At 53.7% G+C, this 23184-nt stretch carries 22 protein-coding genes; 13 read left to right on the forward strand and 9 right to left on the reverse strand.

Features of this window, described 5'->3' with window-relative positions; genetic code table 11:
- Window positions 1-35: 35 nt before the first annotated feature.
- The 3 genes from pyrH (at window position 36) to C5Y44_RS06485 (ending at window position 2234) form a co-directional block, all read left to right on the forward strand.
- Entirely contained in the window at window positions 36-722 is a 687-nt protein-coding gene (gene pyrH, locus C5Y44_RS06475; RefSeq protein WP_066841105.1) for a UMP kinase, read from the forward strand.
- A gap of 39 nt (window positions 723-761) precedes the next feature.
- On the forward strand, window positions 762-1319 hold the full coding sequence (frr, locus tag C5Y44_RS06480; protein WP_066793331.1) for a ribosome recycling factor: 558 nt from the start codon (window positions 762-764) through the stop codon (window positions 1317-1319).
- A gap of 72 nt (window positions 1320-1391) precedes the next feature.
- Window positions 1392-2234 (forward strand): phosphatidate cytidylyltransferase, encoded by an 843-nt coding sequence (locus C5Y44_RS06485; RefSeq protein WP_105324197.1) that lies wholly within the window; start codon window positions 1392-1394, stop codon window positions 2232-2234.
- Here the strand turns inward: C5Y44_RS06485 and C5Y44_RS06490 are convergent.
- Complete coding sequence (locus C5Y44_RS06490) at window positions 2212-2574, reverse strand: lipopolysaccharide assembly LapA domain-containing protein (protein WP_105324198.1); 363 nt, start codon at window positions 2572-2574, stop codon at window positions 2212-2214. The genes C5Y44_RS06485 and C5Y44_RS06490 overlap by 23 nt on opposite strands.
- A gap of 90 nt (window positions 2575-2664) precedes the next feature.
- On the opposite strand from C5Y44_RS06490, the gene rlmN reads away from it, so the two are divergent.
- Genes rlmN through C5Y44_RS06505 form a run of 3 tightly spaced genes read left to right on the forward strand, consistent with a single transcriptional unit; the run spans window position 2665 to window position 5971 of the window.
- Window positions 2665-3759, forward strand: coding sequence for a 23S rRNA (adenine(2503)-C(2))-methyltransferase RlmN (gene rlmN, locus C5Y44_RS06495; RefSeq protein ID WP_066793340.1), 1095 nt, complete (start codon window positions 2665-2667; stop codon window positions 3757-3759).
- Window positions 3759-4508 carry an ABC transporter ATP-binding protein gene (locus tag C5Y44_RS06500; RefSeq protein ID WP_105324199.1) on the forward strand — a complete coding sequence of 250 codons (750 nt, stop codon included), beginning with the start codon at window positions 3759-3761 and terminating at the stop codon, window positions 4506-4508. Before rlmN ends, C5Y44_RS06500 begins: the two co-directional genes overlap by 1 nt.
- On the forward strand, window positions 4508-5971 hold the full coding sequence (locus tag C5Y44_RS06505; protein WP_105324200.1) for an ABC transporter permease: 1464 nt from the start codon (window positions 4508-4510) through the stop codon (window positions 5969-5971). Before C5Y44_RS06500 ends, C5Y44_RS06505 begins: the two co-directional genes overlap by 1 nt.
- Here C5Y44_RS06505 and C5Y44_RS06510 read toward each other — a convergent pair.
- Both C5Y44_RS06510 and C5Y44_RS06515 read right to left on the reverse strand, forming a co-directional pair.
- On the reverse strand, window positions 5968-7287 hold the full coding sequence (locus tag C5Y44_RS06510; protein ID WP_105324201.1) for an HNH endonuclease: 1320 nt from the start codon (window positions 7285-7287) through the stop codon (window positions 5968-5970). The two genes, C5Y44_RS06505 and C5Y44_RS06510, sit on opposite strands and share 4 nt — an antisense overlap.
- Window positions 7288-7451: 164 nt before the next feature.
- Window positions 7452-7886 (reverse strand): DUF2631 domain-containing protein, encoded by a 435-nt coding sequence (locus C5Y44_RS06515; RefSeq protein WP_105324202.1) that lies wholly within the window; start codon window positions 7884-7886, stop codon window positions 7452-7454.
- Between the two features lie 115 nt (window positions 7887-8001).
- Here C5Y44_RS06515 and dxr point away from each other — a divergent pair, with 115 nt between their 5' ends.
- The 5 genes from dxr to map are packed head-to-tail and all read left to right on the forward strand — an operon-like array spanning window position 8002 to window position 14347.
- The gene (dxr, locus tag C5Y44_RS06520; protein WP_105324203.1) at window positions 8002-9150 is read left to right on the forward strand and encodes a 1-deoxy-D-xylulose-5-phosphate reductoisomerase; all 1149 of its coding nucleotides are present in this window, start codon (window positions 8002-8004) and stop codon (window positions 9148-9150) included.
- 22 nt (window positions 9151-9172) lie between these two features.
- Window positions 9173-10378, forward strand: coding sequence for an RIP metalloprotease (locus tag C5Y44_RS06525; RefSeq protein WP_105324204.1), 1206 nt, complete (start codon window positions 9173-9175; stop codon window positions 10376-10378).
- 51 nt (window positions 10379-10429) lie between these two features.
- The gene (ispG, locus tag C5Y44_RS06530) at window positions 10430-11587 is read left to right on the forward strand and encodes a flavodoxin-dependent (E)-4-hydroxy-3-methylbut-2-enyl-diphosphate synthase (protein ID WP_066793359.1); all 1158 of its coding nucleotides are present in this window, start codon (window positions 10430-10432) and stop codon (window positions 11585-11587) included.
- A gap of 55 nt (window positions 11588-11642) precedes the next feature.
- Window positions 11643-13454, forward strand: a complete 1812-nt coding sequence (locus tag C5Y44_RS06535) for a penicillin-binding transpeptidase domain-containing protein (RefSeq protein ID WP_105324205.1) — start codon at window positions 11643-11645, stop codon at window positions 13452-13454.
- A 29-nt stretch (window positions 13455-13483) separates the two neighbouring features.
- A complete protein-coding gene (gene map / locus C5Y44_RS06540; protein ID WP_105324206.1) occupies window positions 13484-14347 on the forward strand; it encodes a type I methionyl aminopeptidase in 864 nt (287 codons plus the stop codon).
- On the opposite strand, the gene C5Y44_RS06545 is transcribed toward map, so the two are convergent.
- The 3 genes from C5Y44_RS06545 to C5Y44_RS06555 form a co-directional block, all read right to left on the reverse strand.
- Window positions 14344-15219, reverse strand: a complete 876-nt coding sequence (locus tag C5Y44_RS06545; protein WP_105324207.1) for a GDSL-type esterase/lipase family protein — start codon at window positions 15217-15219, stop codon at window positions 14344-14346. The genes map and C5Y44_RS06545 overlap by 4 nt on opposite strands.
- Before the next feature lie 65 nt (window positions 15220-15284).
- Entirely contained in the window at window positions 15285-16652 is a 1368-nt protein-coding gene (mtr, locus tag C5Y44_RS06550; RefSeq protein ID WP_105324208.1) for a mycothione reductase, read from the reverse strand.
- 15 nt (window positions 16653-16667) lie between these two features.
- Entirely contained in the window at window positions 16668-17621 is a 954-nt protein-coding gene (locus C5Y44_RS06555; protein ID WP_105324209.1) for an alpha/beta hydrolase, read from the reverse strand.
- 149 nt (window positions 17622-17770) lie between these two features.
- On the opposite strand from C5Y44_RS06555, the gene mqo reads away from it, so the two are divergent.
- Window positions 17771-19279 (forward strand): malate dehydrogenase (quinone), encoded by a 1509-nt coding sequence (gene mqo, locus C5Y44_RS06560; RefSeq protein ID WP_066840955.1) that lies wholly within the window; start codon window positions 17771-17773, stop codon window positions 19277-19279.
- Here mqo and C5Y44_RS06565 read toward each other — a convergent pair.
- A complete protein-coding gene (locus C5Y44_RS06565) occupies window positions 19276-20463 on the reverse strand; it encodes a protein adenylyltransferase SelO family protein (protein ID WP_105324210.1) in 1188 nt (395 codons plus the stop codon). The two genes, mqo and C5Y44_RS06565, sit on opposite strands and share 4 nt — an antisense overlap.
- On the reverse strand, window positions 20460-21302 hold the full coding sequence (locus C5Y44_RS06570) for a PhzF family phenazine biosynthesis protein (protein ID WP_105324211.1): 843 nt from the start codon (window positions 21300-21302) through the stop codon (window positions 20460-20462). Before C5Y44_RS06570 ends, C5Y44_RS06565 begins: the two co-directional genes overlap by 4 nt.
- Before the next feature lie 58 nt (window positions 21303-21360).
- Here C5Y44_RS06570 and C5Y44_RS06575 point away from each other — a divergent pair, with 58 nt between their 5' ends.
- Window positions 21361-22500 carry a DUF4921 family protein gene (locus C5Y44_RS06575; RefSeq protein ID WP_233189873.1) on the forward strand — a complete coding sequence of 380 codons (1140 nt, stop codon included), beginning with the start codon at window positions 21361-21363 and terminating at the stop codon, window positions 22498-22500.
- On the opposite strand, the gene C5Y44_RS06580 is transcribed toward C5Y44_RS06575, so the two are convergent.
- The gene (locus C5Y44_RS06580) at window positions 22483-23172 is read right to left on the reverse strand and encodes a YaaA family protein (RefSeq protein WP_105324212.1); all 690 of its coding nucleotides are present in this window, start codon (window positions 23170-23172) and stop codon (window positions 22483-22485) included. The genes C5Y44_RS06575 and C5Y44_RS06580 overlap by 18 nt on opposite strands.
- Window positions 23173-23184: the final 12 nt, after the last annotated feature.

Below are 23184 nucleotides of genomic sequence, written 5' to 3' on the forward strand. Positions count from 1 at the left end.
CCACTGAAAGCCGTCGTACAGCCTATAAGCGCGTGATGTTAAAACTAGGCGGTGAAATGTTCGGCGGTGGGCAAGTCGGCATTGATCCGGATGTAGTAGAAAATGTAGCTCGTCAGATCGCAGAAATTGCTCGTTCCGGCACCGAGGTGGCAGTGGTCATCGGCGGCGGTAACTTCTTCCGTGGTGCAGAACTTTCCCAGCGTGGCATGGATCGTGCCCGTTCTGACTACATGGGCATGCTCGGCACGGTCATGAACTGCTTGGCTTTGCAGGACTTCCTGGGCCAGCTGGACGTTGACTGCCGCGTGCAGACCTCCATCAACATGGCGCAGGTTGCTGAGCCATATCTACCGCTGCGCGCTGTGCGCCACTTGGAAAAGGGCCGCGTTGTTATCTTCGGCGCCGGCATGGGTATGCCATATTTCTCCACCGACACCACTGCTGCTCAGCGTGCATTGGAAATTGGTTGTGAGGTTCTATTCCTTGCCAAGGGCGTCGATGGCGTCTATTCCGACGATCCACGTTCTAACCCAGATGCAGAGCTCTATGATGAAATTACTCCACGTGAGGTCATCGAACGCGGCCTGAAAGTTGCAGACGCTACCGCATTTAGCCTGTGCATGGATAACAATATGCCGATTCTCGTATTCAACCTATTGACCGAGGGCAATATTGCCCGCGCCGTCAACGGTGAGCGTATCGGTACCTTGGTTCAGTCTTAGTCTGCTAAATTGAATTCGAATTAATAAGGAGATCACATCATGATTGATGAAATTCAGCTGGAATCAGAAGAGCGCATGGCCAACTCGGTGGAGCACACCCGTGAAGAACTGGTGACTATCCGCACCGGACGTGCTAACCCGTCTATGTTCAACGGTGTCGTTGCCGAATACTACGGTGTTCCAACTCCAATCACGCAGATGTCTTCCATCAGCGTTCCAGAGCCACGCATGCTGCTTATCAAGCCTTATGAGCAGTCCATGATGGGCGAAATCGAAAACGCCATTCGTAACTCCGACCTTGGTGTTAACCCAACCAATGATGGTCAGGTTCTGCGGGTTACCATTCCACAGCTAACTGAAGAGCGTCGTCGTGACCTGGTCAAGGTTGCGAAGTCCAAGGGCGAAGACGGCAAGATTGCTATCCGCAATATTCGTCGTAAGGCCATGGAACAGCTTAAGAAGCTGCAAAAAGATGGCGACGCTGGCGAGGACGAAATCGCTGCAGCTGAAAAGGAAATGGAAAAGATTACCCATAACTACATCGAGCAGGTGGATAAGCTCGTTGCCAATAAGGAAGCTGAGTTGATGGAAGTTTAATCTTCCTTAAGATTCTTTTCCCAGGTGCTGCCGTTGAAGCGGCAGCACTTTTCATATGGACGAAGGGCGACGATGAAAACTGTGCCAAAACCGAAAAATAGTGCCGGGCGCAATCTTCCGGTGGCTATTGGCGTTGGTATTGGGTTAGGTGCACTCGTAATCTTTGCGATGTGGGCTGGCCAGCTAGCCTGGTACATCGTCGTGGCGGCAGCAGTAGCAGTTGCCATGTGGGAAGTGCTGACACGCCTGCGTGAGCACTCTTATCACCTTCCACGCACATTGATGATCCTCGGCGGTCAGGCAATGGTGTGGAGCTCTTGGCCTTTGGAAACTAAAGGTCTCATGGCGGTCTACGTCATTTCAGTCTTAGCGCTGATGTTTGGCCGGCTCTTTCACAACGGTAGGCATCGTCCGCCGATCAACTACCTGCGGGATATGTCAGTCGGCGTCTTTGTGCTGACCTGGATTCCGATGTTTGGCTCTTTTGCGGCGATGTTATCTGCCACGTCGCAGGGTGCTGCGACCATCTTGGTGTTTATGCTCTGCGTCGTCGCATCTGATACCGGTGGCTATATCACCGGTGTTATGTTTGGTTCGCACCCGATGGCACCAGCGGTTAGTCCGAAGAAATCCTGGGAAGGTTTCGCCGGCTCTATTGTATTTGGCATGGTTACCGGTGCGCTCAGCATTCACTTCTTGCTGGAACGCGAAGCCTGGGTTGGCGCGATCATGGGCCTTGGCCTGGTGGTGTGCGCGAGCCTCGGAGATTTAGTGGAGTCTCAATTCAAACGCGAACTGGGCATTAAAGATATGTCGAATATCTTGCCTGGCCACGGCGGTCTGATGGACCGCCTCGATGGCATGTTGCCAGCCGCGATGGTTACCTGGGTGGCTATTTCTTTCCTAGGCGTTTGATTTGGCGGCGCAGCTCCAGCATGCGCCAGCCGCCAATAAGAGCCATAAATAATGCTCCGCCAATAGCAAAAAGCAAGAATGCGATTCCAGCGGGGAATGCTCCGGACCATGCGAAGATGTTTAGCTCTACCGACTGCTGATTTTGCAGAATAAACACAATCAACAAAATCAAAAGCAGGAAACCGATAATCAGCGCAATCCATGTAGATGCCGCAACAGAACCTTTGACCTTAGTAGGCTGCGCGGGGGTTGGCTCTACCGAGGTTGCTTCTACAGGGGCTGTTTCCTCAGTTGTAGGTTCAATTTCGGTGTATTCGAATTCTTCATTAGGTGTAGTCATACTCCTCATTAAATCGCCTGAAATCGGTTTTGCCCACTCAACCCGCCCAAAATTGGGAGAAATAGGCTAAATCATGCGAAGATGTCGGATATGGCGCAACCAATTGAATTAAATTTTACAAAACCCCGTCGCGGGCTTCCTCCGAAGCACTTCGCTGACTACACCCAGGCAGAGCGCATTGAAATCCTAGCTGAGCTGGGTCTGCCAAAGTTCCGTGCTAAGCAGTTGGCTAAGCACTACTACGTCCACCACACCGTGGATGTGGAAGAGATGACCGATATCCCAGAGTCCGCGCGCAAGGACATCCAGGAGAAATTCTTCCCACCGCTGATGACCCAGATCCGCGGCTTTTCTACCGACGACGGAGAGACCACCAAGTCCCTGTGGCGTCTACATGATGGCACCCTGCTGGAATCCGTACTCATGCGTTACCCTGGTCGCGCAACGCTGTGTATCTCTTCCCAGGCTGGCTGTGGCATGGCGTGTCCTTTCTGCGCAACCGGGCAGGGTGGCCTGGATCGCAACCTCTCTACCGCAGAGATCGTCGAGCAGCTCCGCAATGCGTCGAAGACCATGGAAGCTGAAGGCAGCCGTTTGAGCAATGTCGTGTTCATGGGCATGGGCGAGCCGCTGGCTAACTACAAGCGCGTTGTGCATGCTGTGAAGCAATTTACTGACCCTGATGGATTTGGGATGTCGATGCGCAACATCACCATCTCCACGGTTGGCCTGGCACCAGCAGTTCGCAAGCTTGCCGATGAAGGCCTGTCCTGCACCCTCGCGATTTCCCTGCACACGCCTGACGATGAGTTCCGTAACGAGCTCGTTCCGGTAAACCAGCGCTGGGATGTTGAAGAGATTCTGGATGCGGCCCGCTACTACGTTGATAAGACTTCGCGTCGTGTCTCCATCGAGTATGCGCTCATCCGCGACAAAAACGATCAGGATTTCCGCGCAGATATGCTTGGCGAAAAGTTGCACAAGGCACTAGGCTCGAAAGTCCACGTCAACTTGATTCCGCTGAACCCAACTCCTGGGTCCGAGTGGGACGCTTCACCAAAAGATCGTCAGGAAGAGTTTGTTCGCAGGGTAATTGCTCAAGGTGTGCCATGCACCGTCCGCGACACTAAGGGACAGGAGATTGCCGCAGCGTGTGGACAGCTCGCCGCTGAAGAAAGGCAATAATGGACGCACTTCGGATCGAAGGCCTCAGCAAGAAATACGGCGACAAGATCGCTGTAGACAATCTCAATTTGAGCATTCCTTATGGCTCAATTTATGGCATTGTCGGTCCGAATGGAGCAGGTAAAACCACGACCTTAACCATGGTCTGTGGAATTACTAAGCCCGATGCAGGTACCGCGTGGATCGCAGGACATGAAACCGGAACCTTAGAGTCCAAGAAGGCTATGGGCCTTTTAATGGATGGGGCGCCGGTCTTTGAAAAACTCTCTGGTGCCGAATACCTGCAATACCTTGGCGCACTGCGCAGCATGGCCGAGGAAGAAGTCCAAGAACGCAGCAGGGAATTACTTTCAGCGCTTGGGCTTGCCGATGCCGCGACGAAATACATCGGGGACTATTCCGCCGGTATGACTAAGAAAATTCTGCTTGCCGGCGCAATTTTGCATGATCCGGAAGTCCTCATCCTCGACGAACCTCTTGAAGCGGTCGACCCAGTTTCTTCTCGCATGGTGCAGCAGCTTTTGCGCAGCTATGCAGCACGCGGCGGAACCGTCGTCCTTTCCTCCCACGTCATGGAGCTGGTTGAAGGGCTGTGTGACCACGTAGCTCTCATCAACAATGGGCAAGTCGCAGTAGATGGCCAGCTTGATGAGGTACGCCAGGGCAAATCGCTTACCGATGTCTTCGTCGAGTACGCCGGCGGTGCCGAATTCGACGATTCAACCTTTACTTGGCTGCGGGGGAACTAATGACCTCCACTCTATTTAGACTCCACCGCACGCTGTGGTGGCGCACCATCAAATCCAACCCGACGGTGCTCGTCGCAGGCGGCATGATCTTGGGCTACGGACTTCTTAGCGTCTTGTCTATGGCTTTCGAAGTCAACTCTCCTGAGGCGCTACATGCACCCGTTGCCTTCGGCATGGCCGCGATGTTGATTTTGGCGATGGCGATGCCTGCCAATGAGCAACAAATCACGCAGGAAACTTTCCGTACGCTTCCGATAGACAACTTAAAGCCCGCGATGGCGCTTTCTTCTTTGTGGACCTCGCGCGCGATGCTGACGATATTTTTCACCATTATTTGGGCGGGCTTCGCCTTTACTCAGCTTCCTCTTGTCCAGGGCATAATGTTTATCATTGGCTCTGTTATCGCAGCAGCCACCACGATTGTGTACATGGATGTCATCGCGAAGATCGGCAAATCACGTAAGGAAGTTCTTGGCCTTATCGGCGGTATCGGAGTTATCGCCGTAATATTTTTCGCCGTCAACATCACCAACTCCGCAGCGATGGACCTCCCTCTCGATGAGGTAGGCGAGATTGCAGCATGGACCCCATTTGCGGCGGCCACTGGGTGGGCCACAGGGAGCATCGCCAAGCTGCTCATTGCTGTTGCAACCCTGGCGCTGGGGGTGTGGCTATGGTGGCGCGATATCGAGGAAGCACCTGCGCGCGTCAAAGACCACGACAAGTCAGATTTAACATTGCCGTTTGTGCCACATACACCAGCTGGTATCGAATTTGCGCGCAGTCTGCGCTACGTATTCCGTGATAATCGACTTCTGCTGTCAGTGTTGGTCCTTCCGATTGTGGTTATTGTTTTGATGGTGCAATCAACAGCGCAGGGAATTCCGGAGATTTCCTACGTCGCAGTGGTCATGAGTGCGCTACTTGCGGGCTCCATTGCTGTTAATGACTTCGGCTACGACGGGCCGGCAATGTGGGTAAAGATGGTTGCGCCAGTGCCAACCTCGCGCCTTCTACTCGCGCGGCACTGGGCACACATGAGCCTTTCTGCCTTGGTCACCGTAGTTTTTGCGATCATCATTCTGGTGATTCACGGAATCACGAGCGTCACCATGATGGTCTGTTTCGTCAGTATCGGCGTGCTGATGGTCTCAGCTGCACTTTCGTTACTCCTTACTGCATTCAACCCTTATCCGGTTGCACCTCCCGGAACTAGTCCATGGGCAGACAAGTCCGGCTATTCGGGTGCCGCCTTTATCGCAGTCTTTGCGCTTATGTTCTTAGGCTGGATTCCCGTTGCACCTGGTGTGGTGTTGTTCTTCCTCGGATATCAAGTTTTGGGCATTGCTATCGCGCTGATCATTCCAGCTGCAATTTACGGTGGCGTTATCGCTGTGGTGACCAAGAATGCGGCCTCGCGAATGCCGAAGGTTTATGCGAAAGCAGGCTCCTGGGTCAATTAAAAGGGAGGTTCTTCATCGTCGAACTCCTGAAGAACTTCCTCCGCGATTTTCTCGGCAACGTCATCGACTTCGGCCAGCATCTGCGCGAAGGCACGGGCGTTGCGTCGGCGAGACGCATTGGCTTGTGCCACTGTTTGTGCCCACCGCGCCTTGCCTTCAGACATGGGGCCGCTCGGCAAGCTGGTTTCCCACGAACCGTCACTAAAAAGCCAATAGATCTCGCGGGTAAAGGGATCCATGATGTAAAAGGCACGACGGTCGGTCTTCACGTTGTGGTGGTGCTGGCATAGACTCGCGATATTCCAAGCAGAAGTCGGGCCGCCTTCGCTGTGATTGTGTCGATGGTCAGTCTGGGACTTGTGCGCAGAGACATCGCAGCCGGGCCAGCGGCAGGTGCCGTCCAAGCCCACCACCGCGGCACGAATGGCATCGGTGGGAGAGTAGGCCTCGGTTTCAGCGGTGCTAGCGTCATCCATGTCTCTGGTGCTGGAGAGTCTTTCGAGCATCTCCTCGGCGTCATCTGGGTCGAGCCAACCGATCCCCGGAATAAACACCGGTGCGGATTCAGTCTTGTGTTGGTACAAATTTAAGATCAGTTTTGCCTGCGGCTTTTCTTCACCGGTGAGCAATTCAATTGCAGCTTTAGCGTGAGATATGCCTTTGCGCTTCGCCAGTTCCTTGATGCATTCGTCAATCACTGCGCCAGCTTCAGCACCGGTTTGCAGCTCAATGAATGCCTGCTTCCCGGAGTAATTGATGTTATAACGCAGGCGCGCTTTGGCTTTGACATTGGGTAAAGAAGAATCCTCAAGAGCAATGAGCTCATTGAGGAAATTAATAATGGAACGACGCGATGGCATGCGTTGATTGCGTCGGGTTGGGGTGAGATACTCTGCTAATTTCTCATCGATGCGTTGCATCATCGCTGCATCTGGAGAAGGCCCTAGCTTGTCCAGCGTGTTGTTGATACCGATGAGCCGGTCGATATCCAGGTGAACCAGCCGATAAAAGACCGCAGAAGTCACGGGCAGCTCTGCCAAACGCACGAGGCCAAATACCGCGGCACGTACGTAGCCTATGGTGACGCCGAATGTTGATGACATCCGGCGGGCATAGAGTTCGAAATCATCATCTTCGTCGGGGATCTGTTGCATCCAGATATTTAGGTCCACGCACCGGCGGATCATGCCCTGGACAGCAACTGGGTCATTGGTGTTGTTGATGGAGTAATAAGCTTGTTCGTTTAACGGTTCAGGTCTAAGGGTGCAACCAAGTACATCCCAGTCAATTACATTGAGCGTTGCGGTGTTAGTCATTAGATTATTCGCAGTTCCTAAAGTATTCGAACATGTAATCTAATGGCTATTATAGCGACGGCCCAGACTAAAGCAATAGCTTGGATGGAATTCTTTCGAATATATGTTCACTCAAGTGGGCAAAGAAAAAACCGCTTCCGAAGAAGCGGTTAAAGCGGCGCTAGTTATTTCTGCAGCGCTTGCTTTGGCGTTTCGCGCAAGTGCTGAACGCGTGATGGCTCGATGTTCATTGCTACGAGCTCGGCATCGGAAAGCGTTGCGTAGTCGCCGCTCAAAGTCTTCTGGTCGTAGGTCCAATCTGGCTCTACGTGGCCTTCAGGCTTGTTGTGGCCGGTCAGGGTGCGTACTTGGGAGAGCTTCGGCTGGAATGCGTGAATGAGCAAGCCAATAGCGACAAGGGCAGCCAGAGTGAAGAGCCAGATGGTTTCAACGTGACCGGTGTGGTTACCGAAGTTAAAGCCCAGCAGGGTAAGTACTGTTACCCAACCAGCGATCTGGGTACCCGTGCGTGGGGTGCGGGACCAGCCGAAGCCAGCAGAAGGGACGTCAATGGTAGACACGCCGTCGTATACCTCTGGCGCCTTGTTGTGAGAAGACACGTGCTCTCCTTAGTTCTGTCAAAGCCACAATTCTCATCCTAACCTTAGTCCATCAACCATGTAGTTGTGATAATCCACCCCCGAATAATTCTTAAGATTGACTAAGGTGGGGTGAGTGAAACGTATTTTGATTCTTGGCTCAACTGGCTCCATTGGAACGCAAGCGCTTGAAGTAATTAGCGCCAATCCCGATAAATTCGAGGTCGTAGGCATTGCAGCGGGTGGTTCTGACCCTGCTTTGGTGGTGAAGCAGGCGCGAGCATTTAAGCTTTCTGCGCATCAGGTCGCGGTGGCTAACCCACAAGCTGCGGAGAAGGTCGCACAGGAGCTCGGCGGAACAGTCGTTGATTCGGCAGCAAAGTTGGTTCGCGAGATTGAGGCGGATACCGTGCTCAATGCGCTGGTGGGCTCCATGGGCTTGGAATCGACGCTGGCAACTATTGAAGCTGGGGAGATTCTTGCGCTGGCCAATAAGGAATCGCTGGTGGCGGGTGGGGCTATCGTGATGGATAAGGTCAAGCCGGGGCAGTTGATTCCGGTTGACTCGGAGCATTCGGCGATGGCGCAGTGTTTGCGTTCTGGGGAGCGCGGGGAGTTGGCGCGATTGGTGCTGACTGCCTCTGGTGGGCCATTTCGGGGTTGGACGCGCGAGCAGATGTGGGAGGTTACTCCGCAGCAGGCCGCCGCGCACCCGACGTGGTCAATGGGGCAGATGAATACGTTGAACTCGGCAACTTTGGTAAATAAGGGCCTTGAGCTCATTGAAGCCACTTTGCTTTTCGATGTTGATGCTTCGCTCATTGATGTCACCGTGCACCCACAGTCCATCATCCACTCGATGGCAACGTTTGTGGATGGCTCGACGATTGCGCAGGCCTCACCGCCTTCGATGAAGCTGCCAATTTCGATGGCGTTGGATTGGCCACATCGTGTTCCTGATGCGCAGCCGGCCTTGGATTTTACGCAGTCCTTCCAATGGCAGTTTGAGCCGGTCGGTGAAGCATTTTCTGCGGTTGACCTTGCAGCCGAGGTTGCAGGGAAGGGGTCTTTGCCCGCGGTTTATAACGCAGTGAATGAAGAAGCCGCGGCTGCGTTTTTAGCTGGGAAGATTAAGTTCCCGCAGATCGTTGATTGTGTTACAGAAGTTGTGGATTCTGCCTCCGCGTTTGCTGGTGTACCCTCAAGCGTCGAGGATGTGCTTGAGGTCGAAGCTGAAGCACGAAAGCGTGCGCACGACGTGCTGTCCGCTTGGTCATCTCGCTAAACAATTTAAGTAGAAGGTTTTCATGACGAATCTCTTGGGCATCGTGCTCTTTGCCCTCGGTATCTGTCTCACGGTTGCATTGCACGAGGCAGGCCACATGCTTACAGCGCGAGCATTTGGCATGCGTGTGCGCCGATTCTTCATCGGCTTCGGGCCGACTCTGTGGAGTTTCAAAAAGAATAAGACCGAGTACGGTGTTGCGGCATTACCGCTTGGCGGATTTTGCGATATCGCGGGCATGACCGCGCAGGATGACTTCATCACTGAAGAAGAACGTCCTTATGTCATGTATAAAAAGCCGTGGTGGCAGCGCATTATCGTGCTCTCAGGCGGTGTGGCAGTCAACCTGATTCTGGGCTTCCTGATTCTGTTTGTGGTTGCGCAAACTGCCGGTTTAGCCAATCCCAATGCGGATGTGCGTCCCGTAGTTGATGAGGTGACGTGTTCAGCGGATCAATTGGACAACGGCGAGCTTGGTGAGTGCTCCGGTCTCGGCGCCGGGGAAGCAGCCGGCATTGAAGTCGGCGATAGAATCCTGACCCTTAATGGTCACGAAGTTGCCACCTTTGAGCAGCTGCGCGAAGAAGTTCTGGTGCGCCCAGGCGAAACAGTCACAATCGGAGTGGAGCGAGGTGCGCAAGTCCTTGAGCTTCCAGTAACTTTGGACTCTGTCCAGCGCATTGTTGGCGGAGAAATGGTAGAAGCTGGCGCCATTGGTTTGGCTCAGAAACCTCTGGATATCATCGAAAAGCATGGCTTTATCGGCGCATTTCCTGCGACCTGGAACTATTCCATGTACATGCTCAATGCCACGGTGCACGGGATTGCGGAGTTCCCATCGAAGATTCCTGGCGTGGTCGCATCGATTTTCGGTGCCGAACGCGATGTAGAAGGCCCCATGTCGGTGGTTGGTGCATCGCGCGTCGGCGGTGAATTAGTTGAAGCGAATCTGTGGGCGGCATTCTTTATGATGCTCGCATCGCTGAATTACTTCCTCGCTCTGTTTAATCTCATACCGCTGCCGCCATTTGATGGAGGTCATATCGCGGTAGTTATTTATGAAAAAATTCGGGATTTCTTCCGGAAAATTCAAAGCAAGGCTCCAGCTGGCCCCGCGGACTATACAAAATTAATGCCAGTAACCTACGTAATTGCTGCAGCTTTGATGTCAGTCGCCGCGGTAATCATCGTGGCTGACTTTGTCAATCCCATTAAATTGCTCGGCTAGAAACCGGTGCTAAAGTAGGGGAATCAAACCCCATGAAAACAAGGAGCGTAAATGACTATTGGTCTAGGTATCCCAGAGGGGCCTCCACCGACTTTGGCTGAGCGTCGGAAGACTCGTCAGCTTTTCGTTGGGGATGTCGGTGTGGGGTCTGACCATCCAATCTCCGTTCAGTCAATGACTACTACGAAGACACACGATGTTAACTCCACCCTGCAGCAGATTGCTCAGTTAGCAACTGCAGGTTGCGACATGGTGCGGGTAGCTTGCCCGAAGACTGTTGATGCAGAAGCACTGCCGGCGATTGCTAAGAAGTCCCCAATTCCTGTTATTGCAGATATTCACTTCCAGCCGAAGTACATCTTCTCTGCGATCGATGCTGGCTGCGCCGCGGTTCGCGTGAACCCTGGCAACATTAAGGAATTTGATGGCCGCGTGAAGGAAGTTGCTAAGGCTGCTGGCGATGCGGGAATTCCAATTCGTATCGGTGTTAATGGCGGCTCTTTGGATAAGCGTCTTTTGGAAAAATACGGCAAGGCAACCCCAGAGGCTCTGGTTGAGTCGGCAATCTGGGAAGCAGGCCTGTTCGAAGAATACGGTTATGGCGATATTGCTATTTCTGTGAAGCACTCAGATCCTGTGTTGATGGTGGAAGCGTACCGTCAGCTCGCAGAGCAGACTGATTATCCACTGCACTTGGGAGTGACTGAGGCGGGCCCGAAGTTTATGGGCACCATTAAGTCCTCTGTCGCTTTCGGCGCGCTGCTTTCTCAGGGCATTGGCGACACCATTCGCGTCTCACTGTCTGCTGACCCGGTTGAGGAAATCAAGGTTGGTGACCAGATTCTGCAGTCGCTGAACCTGCGTCCACGCAAGCTGGAAATTGTCTCTTGCCCATCCTGTGGTCGTGCACAGGTGGACGTGTATAAGTTGGCTGAGGAAGTCACCGCTGGTCTCGACGGCATGGAATTCCCACTGCGCGTTGCCGTGATGGGCTGTGTTGTTAACGGTCCAGGTGAAGCTCGTGATGCTGACTTGGGCGTTGCTTCGGGCAATGGCAAGGGGCAAATCTTCGTCAAGGGCGAAGTTATTAAGACCGTTCCTGAGGCGAAGATCGTGGAAACCCTTATCGAAGAAGCGATGCGCATTGCTGAAGAACAAGGCCTCGAAGCTGTCGAAGGCACGAAAGCGCAAGTTCGCGTAACTCGCTAGAAAATAGTTGTGTTGGTCAGCAAAAATTGTGACCTCGCTGCTAGGATTCTGTCTCATGAAAAGGTCGGTATCGCTGCTGTGCGCAGTAACATTTGCTGCGGGCACAGTCGTAGCGTGTACCCCTAAACCGGTTACTGCTGACCCCACCGTTGACTCCATCATTGAAGCGATGGAGTCCGGTGAACCTTTAGGCGAATACTTTGATAAATCCGCCGAAGTAGATGATGTCTTCTCGTCGACCTATGAAGGTCTGCAAGCAGAAAGCGTCAATGTCGAACTCCATGGGATTGACCAAGATGAATCCCGGGCGACAGCCAATTACACCATCACCTGGGATCTGCCCCGTGATCGGGAATTGTCCTATGACACCTCCATGGTGTTAACAAAGGCCAATGAAGAATGGACGGGGCGTTGGCAACCTAGTTTGGTGCACCCGCAATTGGGCGCCAATCAGCATTTGGAATTGCGGTCTATTCCCGCTGAGCGTGCGAGCGTAATTAGCTCCGATGGCGTGGAATTAATGCGCCCAGGGCTGCAATACCGCGTTGTGGCGGATATGAGCCAGGTGGAAAGTGTGCGCGCGTTTGCAGGCAAGATTGCCGGCGCGATTGCCGAAGCAGGCGGGAAAGCTCCCGATGCCGATGGACTTGCCGGCCAGATGCGCGAAGTCGACGGCAACTTCTCTGTCGGACTTTATGATGAAAACGTTGGTAAGAAGCTTCAAGCGCGTTTTACCGATGACCGGCAGGTGCGTATCAATGAAGAACCAGCGCTGGTATTGCGCGATGAAGGCTTCGCGCGGGATTTAATGTCGCGAGTATCCAACTTGGTCTCTGACGACGTCAATGGCACCAACGGCTGGTCCGTGGATGTCGTCAATGATGAAGGCGCGTCCTTTACTCGAGTTCTTGAGCATGCGCCTGACCCCTCGCCAGCTGTGCGCGTGAGCATTGACTACGACGTACAACGGGCTGCCGAAGAGGCCGTGAATTTGCGCGCGGATTCGCAAACGATGATGGTGGCTATTAGGCCATCGTCAGGCGAAATCTTGGCTGTTGCGCAGACTGAAGCAGCGGACCGCGATGGCGACGTCGCGTTGAGCGGGCAGTATCCGCCGGGATCGGTGTTTAAGATTATTACGGCAGCAGCGGGCGTCGACAAGCAAGGGCTAAACAGCGGTTCGATTGTTCCGTGCCCGGGAACGATGGATATCTATGGGCGCATCGTGACGAACTACAACGCTTTTTCTAAAGGCGATGTGCCGCTTATCGATGCTTTTGCGAGTTCTTGCAACACCACCTTTGCCGATATGTCTACGAAATTAGAGCCGGGCGAGTTGGCTGAAGAAGGTAAGCAGTTTGGGCTGGGTATCGATTATGAGATTCCAGGGCTGACCACGATGACCGGCAGCGTGCCAGAAGGGGAGACTCCACTGGAGCGCACCGAGGCTGGCTATGGCCAGGGCTACGATCTCGCATCGCCCTTTGGCATGGCTCTGGTATCTGCGACGGTAGCGAATGGCCGCACCCCTGTTCCGACGTTGGTGTCGACTGAGGAGACCAAGGTTTCGGAAACCGTTGAGCCACCCTCAGAGCACGTGATTAATGAGTTACGCGCGATGATGCGGCAAACGGTGACTTCCGGTACAGCTGCGGGCATGCAGGCATTGGGGGAAATATTCGGCAAGACGGGTGAGGCCGAAATCAATAATGGCTCACATGCGTGGTTTACAGGTTTCCGCTCCGATGACGATATTGCATTTGCGACCCTGGTTGTTCTCGGCGGCGGCTCTGAGACTTCGGTGGCGATTACGGATTCCTTCTTCCAAAACCTGGATAAGAACCGAGCCGAACCCCAACGCGAATAGTTTCATTTAGCGGGACTACGATGTAGGGCATGAGTACTCGTGAAAAACTAAAGCCTGGAAAGCCAACTCCTGTCCGCAAGGTTCCTGACCATATTGAACGTCCAGAATATGTCTGGAAAGACACTGTGCAAGAAGCGATGGGTGAGCCTTTTGTGCAAACCCCAGAAACTATTGAAGCAATGCGTGAGGCTTCCAAGATTGCAGCGAATGCTCTGAAGGAAGCAGGTGCAGTAGTTGCACCTGGCGTGACTACCGATGAAGTAGACCGCGTGGCACACGAGTACATGTGTGACCATGGCGCCTATCCTTCGACGCTGGGATACCTGGGCTTTACTAAGTCCAGCTGTGTGTCTTTGAACGAGATTATTTGCCACGGCATCCCGGATAGCACCGTTATTCAACAAGGCGATATCGTCAACATTGACGTCACGGCGTACAAAAATGGCGTGCACGGCGATACCAACGCAACCTTCTTGGCGGGCGACGTTTCAGAAGAGCACCGCTTGCTGGTGGAGCGAACCAAGGAAGCGATGATGCGCGGCATTAAGGTGGCAAAGCCAGGCCGCGAGATTAACGTCATCGGCCGAGTTATTGAGTCTTATGCCAACCGCTTTGGCTACAACGTGGTCCGAGACTTCACCGGCCACGGCGTGGGGCCGACGTTCCACAATGGGCTTGTCGTCTTGCATTATGACTCCACGGCTTACCGCAATGTGCTGGAGCCAGGTATGACCTTGACTATTGAGCCCATGTTGAATCTCGGCTCTTTGGAATACGATATTTGGCCAGATGACTGGACCGTGCAAAACCGCGACGGCAAATTTACCGCGCAGTTTGAGCACACCATCGTCATTACCGAAGACGGTAATGAGATCTTGACCCTGCCTGATTAAAGCGCAGAGTTATTGAGCATCCGTGCGATCTCCCGGTTGCCCTTGTGGGTGATGTGGGTGCTGAGGTTGTGAGGAACCCCAGTTTCTACTAGACCAGCCACATAGCGCTGGGAGTTATTCGCACACATGTTGTTGTACTTCGTTGCAGCGTTGAGATTGTAGAAGTTCACGTTATTAGCGCGTGCCGCGCGGTGCATGTTGCTGTTGATGAATTTCTCGGTGTTATGTGCAACCGAGAGGAAATCTAGGTTAAAGCCAGGGCCAAAGCCTTGGGTACGAACTGGGCACAGCGCGCCGTTGGGGGCGGACAGCGCGGGGTAGGAAACTACCGTGATTTTTGCGTTAGGTGCAGCGCGCTTAATGCGGCTGATGTTGTCGCGCATGCCCTTGAAGTAGTCCTCGCCGAGGATGGCATCAGAGCTGGCCCCGGTGACGGGATTGTCAGTGATGAGGCTCGGGGCGTCGTTAGCGCCGAACTGGATGAGCACGCTGTCAGTGTTGGCGTTGAGCGTGTTGCGGTTTAGCGCGTGGCTAACCTGCGACTGCATGTTGCTGCGCTTGGAGGTGCCACCAGCTTTTGCCGAAGAGCACGCCATATTGACGACGTTGTGGCCGAACTTCTTGAGCTCATTGCCAATATTGGATTGACCCTGTGGGCAGCCTTGTGGGGAAGGGGAACCCGGCTGGCCTTGATAGAAGATGTCACTAGAACCTGGCGCGGCTTGGACGCCGCCTACCTGTGCATAGGTGGGGTTGGCGAAGAAGGAATCGCCGAACATGACCACGTTGCCTGCAGGGGCAGCGTTGGCAGCAGTTGTAGATAAGGACAAAGCAGCAACGGTTGTGGCAATCACGCCGAGGAACTTTTTCATTATTGACAGGGCTTTCGTAGGGAATGATTACTGAACCCTGTCAAATTACCACATGGCGTAGGCCTCTAGCTGAAGTCGAGGCCCAAGAGAGCGTTTTCGGTGACCTCAGGCAAAGCTGGGTGAATCCAGTATTGCTTTTGAGCGAAGTCACGCACGTCAATGTCGAAGGCCATGACGGTAATCATCTGCTGGATAAGCGTGGATGCCTGCGGGCCGTAGTAGTGAGCACCGAGGAGTTTTCCGGTCTTTTTATCAGCGATAAGTTTGCAGATTCCATCGTTGTCTTCCATAGCCCAGCCATAAGCAACATCGCCGTAATTTTGAACCTTGACGGTGATGTCGAAATTTTGCTCGCGGGCTTCTTCTTCGGTAAGGCCAACGGTCGCAATTTGTGGGTGCGTAAAGACAGCCGCAGGGACATTCTCATGCGGCATCGGCACCATATCATCAGGATTTAGCATGTTGTGACGAACTGCCTTGGTCTCTGCATTGGCGACGTGCTTGAGCATGTGCGGTGAGGAAACATCGCCAAGCGCCCAAATGCCTTGCGCGGTGGTGCGGCCATAGTCATCGACCTTGACGCGGCCATCCTCGTGCATTTCAACTCCTGCGGCATCCAAATTCATCTGGTCGCCATTGGGAATGCGGCCGGTTGCAACCAAGATTGCATCTGCTTCTAATTCGACACCGTTGTCCAAAGTCGCCTTGACGCCGGTGGCGGTATCTTCCAAGTCGCGGACATTGACGTGGGTAATAACGTTGAAGCGCTCGCGCGCTTGCTTATTAAAGCGTGCAGACAGATCCGTATCGAGGAAGCGCAGTAAGGTTTCGGAGCGGTTGACCACGGTGACTTCGGTGCCCAGGCCATCAAAAACATGCGCGAATTCCATCGCGATGAACCCACCGCCGACGATAATCAGGCTGCGTGGCTGCTTTGGCAGGCGCATGATGGTTTCATTGGTGTGATAGGTGGCGCCGGAATTAGCAATCGCAGAAGGAACGTGTGGGCGAGAGCCAGTCGCAATGACGATTTCATCGCCAGTAATAACATCATCACCAGTTTTGATGGTTTTCGGCCCAATGAATTCTGCATGCTGGTCGTAGACAGTAATATTCGGAGTTTCATCACCGCGACGATAAGCCTCGCCGCCCTCGGCGATTTTGTCGATGCGGTTGGTAAAGACTCGATCAACGATGGAATCCCAGTCGACGTTGGTTACCTCACCAGTGATCCCTAATTTTTGCGAATGCGTGGTTTGATAAGCGACATCGGCGGCATAGACGTACATCTTGGTAGGGATGCAGCCAACATTCATGCACGTGCCGCCGAATTTACCTTTTTCGATAATGGCGATGGAGATATCGTCATGCTCCGGTGTGGGGATAGAGTTGCCCGAACCGGCTCCGATGATGATCAAGTCATAGTGCGTCATTGTTGTCCTTAGTTTTTAAATGTGTTGTTGCAGGAATTTTGCGGTTATGTCGAATGCTTCCTCACGCGCGCGAGGAAGCGATAAGAATACGTCGTGCCGCGCTCCCAAAATAGTGTACACGTCAACATCTTTGCCGAGGTGCGGTGCCCAGTGTTGAATCTGCTGTACATCCAGCACCGCATCGGCCGTATCCGTTTCCGCGGTATAAGGCTGGTTTAGATGCGAGCGTGAGGATGTCATCACCAATGTGGGCACTCCGACATCGATGCGGTCAGTGTGGACGAGGTGTTGTCCGTTTAGTACAGCGCGCAGCCATCCTAAATATTTCAAGTGCCCACCTAAGGGTTTGAAAGTCATGTCATAGTCCCAGTCGGCATGTATGGACTGACCGTAGGATTTTAGTCCACCGCCGGGCACTGCGAGGTGGGGGAAAATCTTCCCGACAACATTAACTACCCGGCGCAGAATGCCCACTTGCCAGTGGTTGAAGTTCATCAAATCCAACCAGGGGCTATTGAGTACTAGCGCGGGGATTTTGGTACTGGATGATTGGTTCAGCCACATCGATACGATGAGCCCAGCAGTGGAGTGGGCGAGGGGAACCACGCTGGGGTGCTGCTTTTCGATGACCCCCAGGGCTGCGTCTAAGTCTTCAAAGTAATACTCGAAGTTGGAGGCATAGTGCCACAGTTCGCCGTCCTGATGAGCGCGGCCGCTTTTGCGCAGATCGACTGCGTAAAAGGCATAACCTTGCTGGTGGAAATACTGCGCAACGTGTGCTTGGAAGAAATAATCGGTCATTCCATGAACCCACAATAGCGCCGGACGGCCGGCTATCGGTTCTGGCTGATAGCGAACCAGTACAGCTTGGACGTCCCCGGAACCGTCTGGATCTTTGCCCATGGGAAGTGTAAGAGCTTCAAAGTCTTCTCCCAAGGTATCGGGCCGCCAATTGTGTAGTTGTTCCATAAACACAAATATAACGAATCTGAATTCATCGTGCTGCCTAGGCTGAATCTACTTTTAGGCACCCTTAGGCGTATGGTTATAAGAGATGCGTGCTGTGTGCGCGACTTTAAATTTATAACTTTTATTCGATGACGAAGAGGTAATGTCTGGTGTCCCCCGCAAAGAATGCAGGCCAAGCAGTTGATACCGTCGACGTCGCACTTATTGGTGCTGGCGTCATGAGCGCGACCCTGGGTGCGATGCTCAGGGAGCTGGAACCAAGTTGGACGCAGATGATTTTTGAGCGTCTTGATGGCCCAGCTCTGGAATCATCTTCCCCGTGGAATAATGCTGGTACCGGCCACTCCGCATTGTGCGAGTTGAACTACACGCCTGAAAAGGGCGGCAAGATTGATGTCTCCAAGGCAATGGCCATCAATGAGCAGTTCCAGGTGGCACGCCAGTTCTGGACCCACCAGGTCAACAACGGCATCCTGGCAGACCCACGCGAATTCATTAACCCAGTCCCACACGTGTCTTTCGCACAGGGCGAAATCCAGGTGGATTACCTGAAGCGTCGCTTCGACATGCTCAAGGACAACCACCTGTTCCCAGGTATGGAGTTCACCGATGACCGCGAGGTCTTCAACGAGCACCTGCCATTGATGGGCCGTGGTCGTTCGGCAGACAGCAAGGTTGCTATCTCCTGGACCAATATCGGTACTGACGTCAACTTCGGTGCTTTGACCAAGCAGTTCTTGACCGCTGCACGCGCCGCAGGCACTGAAATTCGCTATGGCAACGAAGTAACCACCATCAAGCGTGACGGCGCTGGCTGGAAGGTCTATACCAAGAATGTTCACACTGGTGACACCCAGATCGTCAACGCGAAGTTCGTCTTCGTTGGCGCTGGTGGCTACGCGCTTGACTTGCTGCGCAAGGCTGGCGTGCGTGAGGTTGCTGGCTACGCTGGCTTCCCAGTCTCTGGTCTGTGGCTGCGTTCTACCAACAAGGACTTGGTAGAAGAGCACAACGCCAAGGTATACGGCAAGGCAGCTGTTGGTGCGCCACCAATGTCTGTTCCGCACTTGGATACCCGCGTCATCGACGGTGAGAAGAGCTTGCTCTTTGGCCCATACGGCGGCTGGAGCCCGAAGTTCTTGAAGCAGGGTTCTTACCTCGACCTGTTCAAGTCCATTCGCCCTTCCAATATCCCGTCCTATTTGGGCGTTGCGGCACAAGAGTTCGGTCTAACCAAGTACCTAGTCCAAGAAGTTCTCAAGGACTTCGATGACCGCGTAGAAGCACTGCGTGAGTATGTCCCTAACGCAGACGGCGCCGATTGGGAGACTGTTATTGCAGGTCAGCGCGTACAGGTTATCAAGCCTGCAGCTGCTCCTCGTTTCGGTTCCCTGGAATTCGGCACCACCTTGATCAACAACCCAGAAGGCAATATCGCTGGTCTGCTCGGCGCATCACCTGGTGCATCGATTGCGCCAGCAGTCATGCTGGAGCTCTTGGAGCGCTGCTTCGGCGAGCACATGATCGGCTGGGCCGACAAGCTGTACGAAATGATTCCTTCCTACGGCGAGAAGCTGGGCAAGAACCCGAAGCTCTTCGAAGAAATCTGGGAGATCACCCAGAAGACTCTGCAGCTGGAAAACGCTCCCGAGTTCTAAGTTCCGCAGAAGGTTAAAAACCCCTCGAGGTCGCCCGGGTTGGATAAATCCGGGTGATACTCCTGGGGCTTTTTTACTGCCTCCAGCAGCTCCAAGTAGTAGGAGAGATCCCCATCAGTTGCCTGTTTGAGAGCCTTATCCAGTGGTTTGTTGCGTGGGACGGTGATGGGGGAGTCGGGATTTCGCTTATGGTTTTCCACGGTGATATCGCCATCAACTTCTTGGACATCTTCTGCTTCTAAAGCTTCGTTCATGATGTCGGTGAATTCGGCCATGGTGGAGTTGGCGATATCGATGGCGTGGTTCGGATCTTCATCGAAAAGCGGCAAAAGCGTCTCTGCTAGCCGTGCCAAGTTCCAGCCTAAAATGCTTGGCTGATTGCCGTAGCGATAGCGGCCTTGCGTATCGATGGAAGAGAAATAGGTGTTGATATCAAACTGCTCCATAAAAGCACAAGGGCCATAATCGATGGTCTCACCCGATAAAGTGGTGTTATCGGTATTCATGACGCCGTGGATAAACCCTAACCGCTGCCATTTTGCGACTGTATTCGCCTGTGCGCGCATGACCTGGCGGAAGAGGCCTTGATAGTCCTCGCCGGGATAATGCCGAGCGATGGCATAATCGGCCACTGGTTTAATCTGATCCGTCATCGCCGCGTATTGCATGGTGCCCACGCGCAGGTGGCTTGCGGCAGTACGCACGACAATCGCACCGGGAACAACCCTGTCACGCTGGATTTTGCGGCCCGTGCTGATAACCGCCAACCCGCGCGTGGTGGGAACCCGTAGCGCGTGCATGGCCTCGGACACCAGGTATTCGCGCAGCATCGGCCCGAGCGCACCGCGGCCATCGGAACCAGGGCGGGAAAATGGCGTGCGTCCAATTCCTTTGGCGTGGATGTCGTGGCCGCCTATTTCGCCGAGCAAAAGCGCTCGGCCATCACCTAAGACAGGGGAGAGCTGGCCGAATTGATGCCCAGAATAGGCTTGCGCGTAGGCTGTTCCTGAGTGGCCAAGCAGGAATTTTAAGCCCTCATCAGACTTGAGAAAGTCGACGTCAAGACCGAGGCTTTCTGCTAATGGTTCATTGAGCAGGACCAGTTGCGGATCCGGTTGTTCTTCACCGTGGGCCGCGCGGACCATATCTGGCAAGGCTTCGGCATAGCTGTGTTCTAATTTCATGAGGTTAACTTCCCGGCGACGCGGATGTGTACGCTGCCGCCGATCCAGATTTCTTTGCCGTCATCGAAGACGTGGATGATGCCATCACGGCCGATCTGGCTACCTTGGCTGGCCGTATAAGTGTCTGGAACGTGTCCGCGTTCGCGCATAAACTGCGCCACTGATCCATTCAAAGAACCGGTTACAGGGTCTTCGAGGCCGAACATGAAGGCGCGGACTTCATAAGCGGGGCCTTGCCCGTCATAGGTGCCCACGACGCCCACTTTTTCTTGGTGCTGGCTTTTTGGCTTTAGCTGCTTCACGGCGTTGGCATCGCGCATCTGCAGGATTTTCCAGCCGGGGCCGTTATCACCCCAGCCGTGGTCGATAACTTCATCTGAAGAAATATTGAGCGCATCGCAAGCACTTGCTAGCTCGTCGGCGGAAAGGGGGGCAGACTTGAGCAGCTCAGGTGTCGCGAAAGAGAAGATTTTCTGCTTTTCCCCTTCGTCGTTGCGGATGGCCTCTTCTTGAATAGTAACCAGTCCCAGCGCGCACTCTTGGACAATGCGACCATGTTTGTGCGGTTCAATGCCCAAAGAGCGCCAGGCACGCGCGCTTCCTAGGGTGGGATGGCCGGCAAAGGGGAGCTCTTCAAAGGGCGTGAAAATGCGGACGCGATAGTCGGCAGAAGACTCTGTAGGTGGAAGCAGGAAGGAAGTCTCGGAGAAATTAATCCATGCGGCGATGGATTGCATTTGCTCGGTGTCTAATTCACCGGCATTCGCGACTACCGCCAAAGGATTGCCGGAAAAGGGCGTGGTGGCAAAAACATCAACTTCAAAATACTCGTGCTCCATGCCTCATAGTCTAGGTCACTGCCACCAGGGGACTGCAAGGGATTTAGTATTTAGGTTCATGACCTCAAAATTTTCCCCATTTACGCAAATGGCTGACGGTACTTTGAAACAAATCAATCCCTTTTCAGGCACTGAGGTCTGGACCGTGCCGGGGCGGGCACATCGCCCTTTCGACGAAGTAGCACCAGAATCCAAGGCGTCCTCGTGTGCTTTTTGCTGGGACCGGAAACTAGATACTCCGCCGGAGAAAGCACGCATGCTTTCCAATGCCACCATCGTGCGTAACGTGCCTGTATCCCAGCTGGATGCCACGGACCCGGATTTTCGGCGCATCCCGAATCTATTTGAGATAGTCAGCTTTGATTACTGGCACGCCAACTACGGGCTGGACGCAGATTATGCGCTTATCGATGCCTACTTGGGGGATGCTGCTGGCTATCAGCATGTCCAGCAAGTGGTGGAGGCAAAGACTAAACGGCGGCTCGAAGGAAAGGAGCTCGCATTCACAGCCCGCGGATTTTTCTCCGGTGGGCATGATGTGGTTGTGGCGCGCAGTCACACCAAATCTTCCGGAGAGATGTCCAAAGAAGAGCACGCGCGCTTTATCGCCTTTACCGCCGATTCGATGCGAGAACTTTATGAGCGAAACCCGCATGCCAATTATGTGGTGGCTTTTCAGAATTGGCTCAAACCTGCCGGGGCATCTTTTGACCACTTGCACAAGCAACTAGTCGCCATTGATGACCGCGGCCGGGCGCTGCGCAATCTTGAAGCCCTGGTGCTAGAAAACCCGAATATCTTCCAGGACAAGGGTCTTGATGTCGCGCGGCGCCATGACCTGATTATCGAAGAAAATGAGCATGCGGTGCTTTTTGCCGGCTTCGGGCACAGGTATCCGACACTGGAGGTCTATTCGAAGCATCCAGGGCGCCCGTGGGAACACAGTGAAGAGCAAATTCGGGGGCTCAGTGATGTTTTGCATACCGCGCACGTAGCGATTGGCAGCAATGTTGCCTGCAACGAAGAATGGCACCACCAGCCGGCAGATGTCAGCTGTGCGATGCCATGGCGAATCAACCTGAAACTACGCGTGTCCACGCTCGCGGGGTTTGAAGGTGGCACGCATATCTACATCAACACCATTTCCCCGTGGGATCTGCGCGATAAGATCTTGGCAGCGCTAGACAACCATCGTTAGCTGCTTACCGTTGACTTCGGTGAACTTAAAGCCCGGAGTATCCATGATGTCATCAATGCTGGTGATGTCTTTGTGGGCGATTTCGCGCGCGAGTTGGCCTTTATAAAACTTATTGAAGTGTGAGATCACTTTGCCTTCGGAATTTTCCACGCGCACCGTTACCGCGTCTTTGACCTTGCCGAGTGTTTGATAAGTACCTGAGCGCAGGTCGATGATGAAGTCATTTTCGGCCTCAAGTGCTTGCGTGATCGATTTTCCCCAGCGTGACTTCATGGTGGCATCGTCAAGCTTTGTGCCGCCGGATAGCCGATAAAACGGAATCATGTCCCGCGCGCGGACAACCCCGAACAGTGCTGAGCCGATTGCCAGCTGATCCCATGCTTTTTCGGAGAGGGTTTTGGCATCTAATGCGTCGTATAAAACGCCCGTGTAGCGATACAGTGCCGGCATGGTGGGGCCGGTGAGAAGCTTTGTGTTTTCTTCCGCCTCCGGGCGCAGAGTTTCCGATATCTTTAACGCCTTCATTGCTTCGTCAACATCATAATTGTGCAGTACATCGACTATATTTTCCCGATTCTCTTGCAAACTGGGAAAGGACAGCGAGGCCAAATTTAAGGTTGGCCCGTCGCCGCCAAAAGCTTTTGTTTCACTAGGAGGGAGGATAATGAGCATGCTTTTACATTA

This window comes from Corynebacterium sp. J010B-136, assembly GCF_002967075.1.
Taxonomy (GTDB): Bacteria; Actinomycetota; Actinomycetes; order Mycobacteriales; family Mycobacteriaceae; genus Corynebacterium.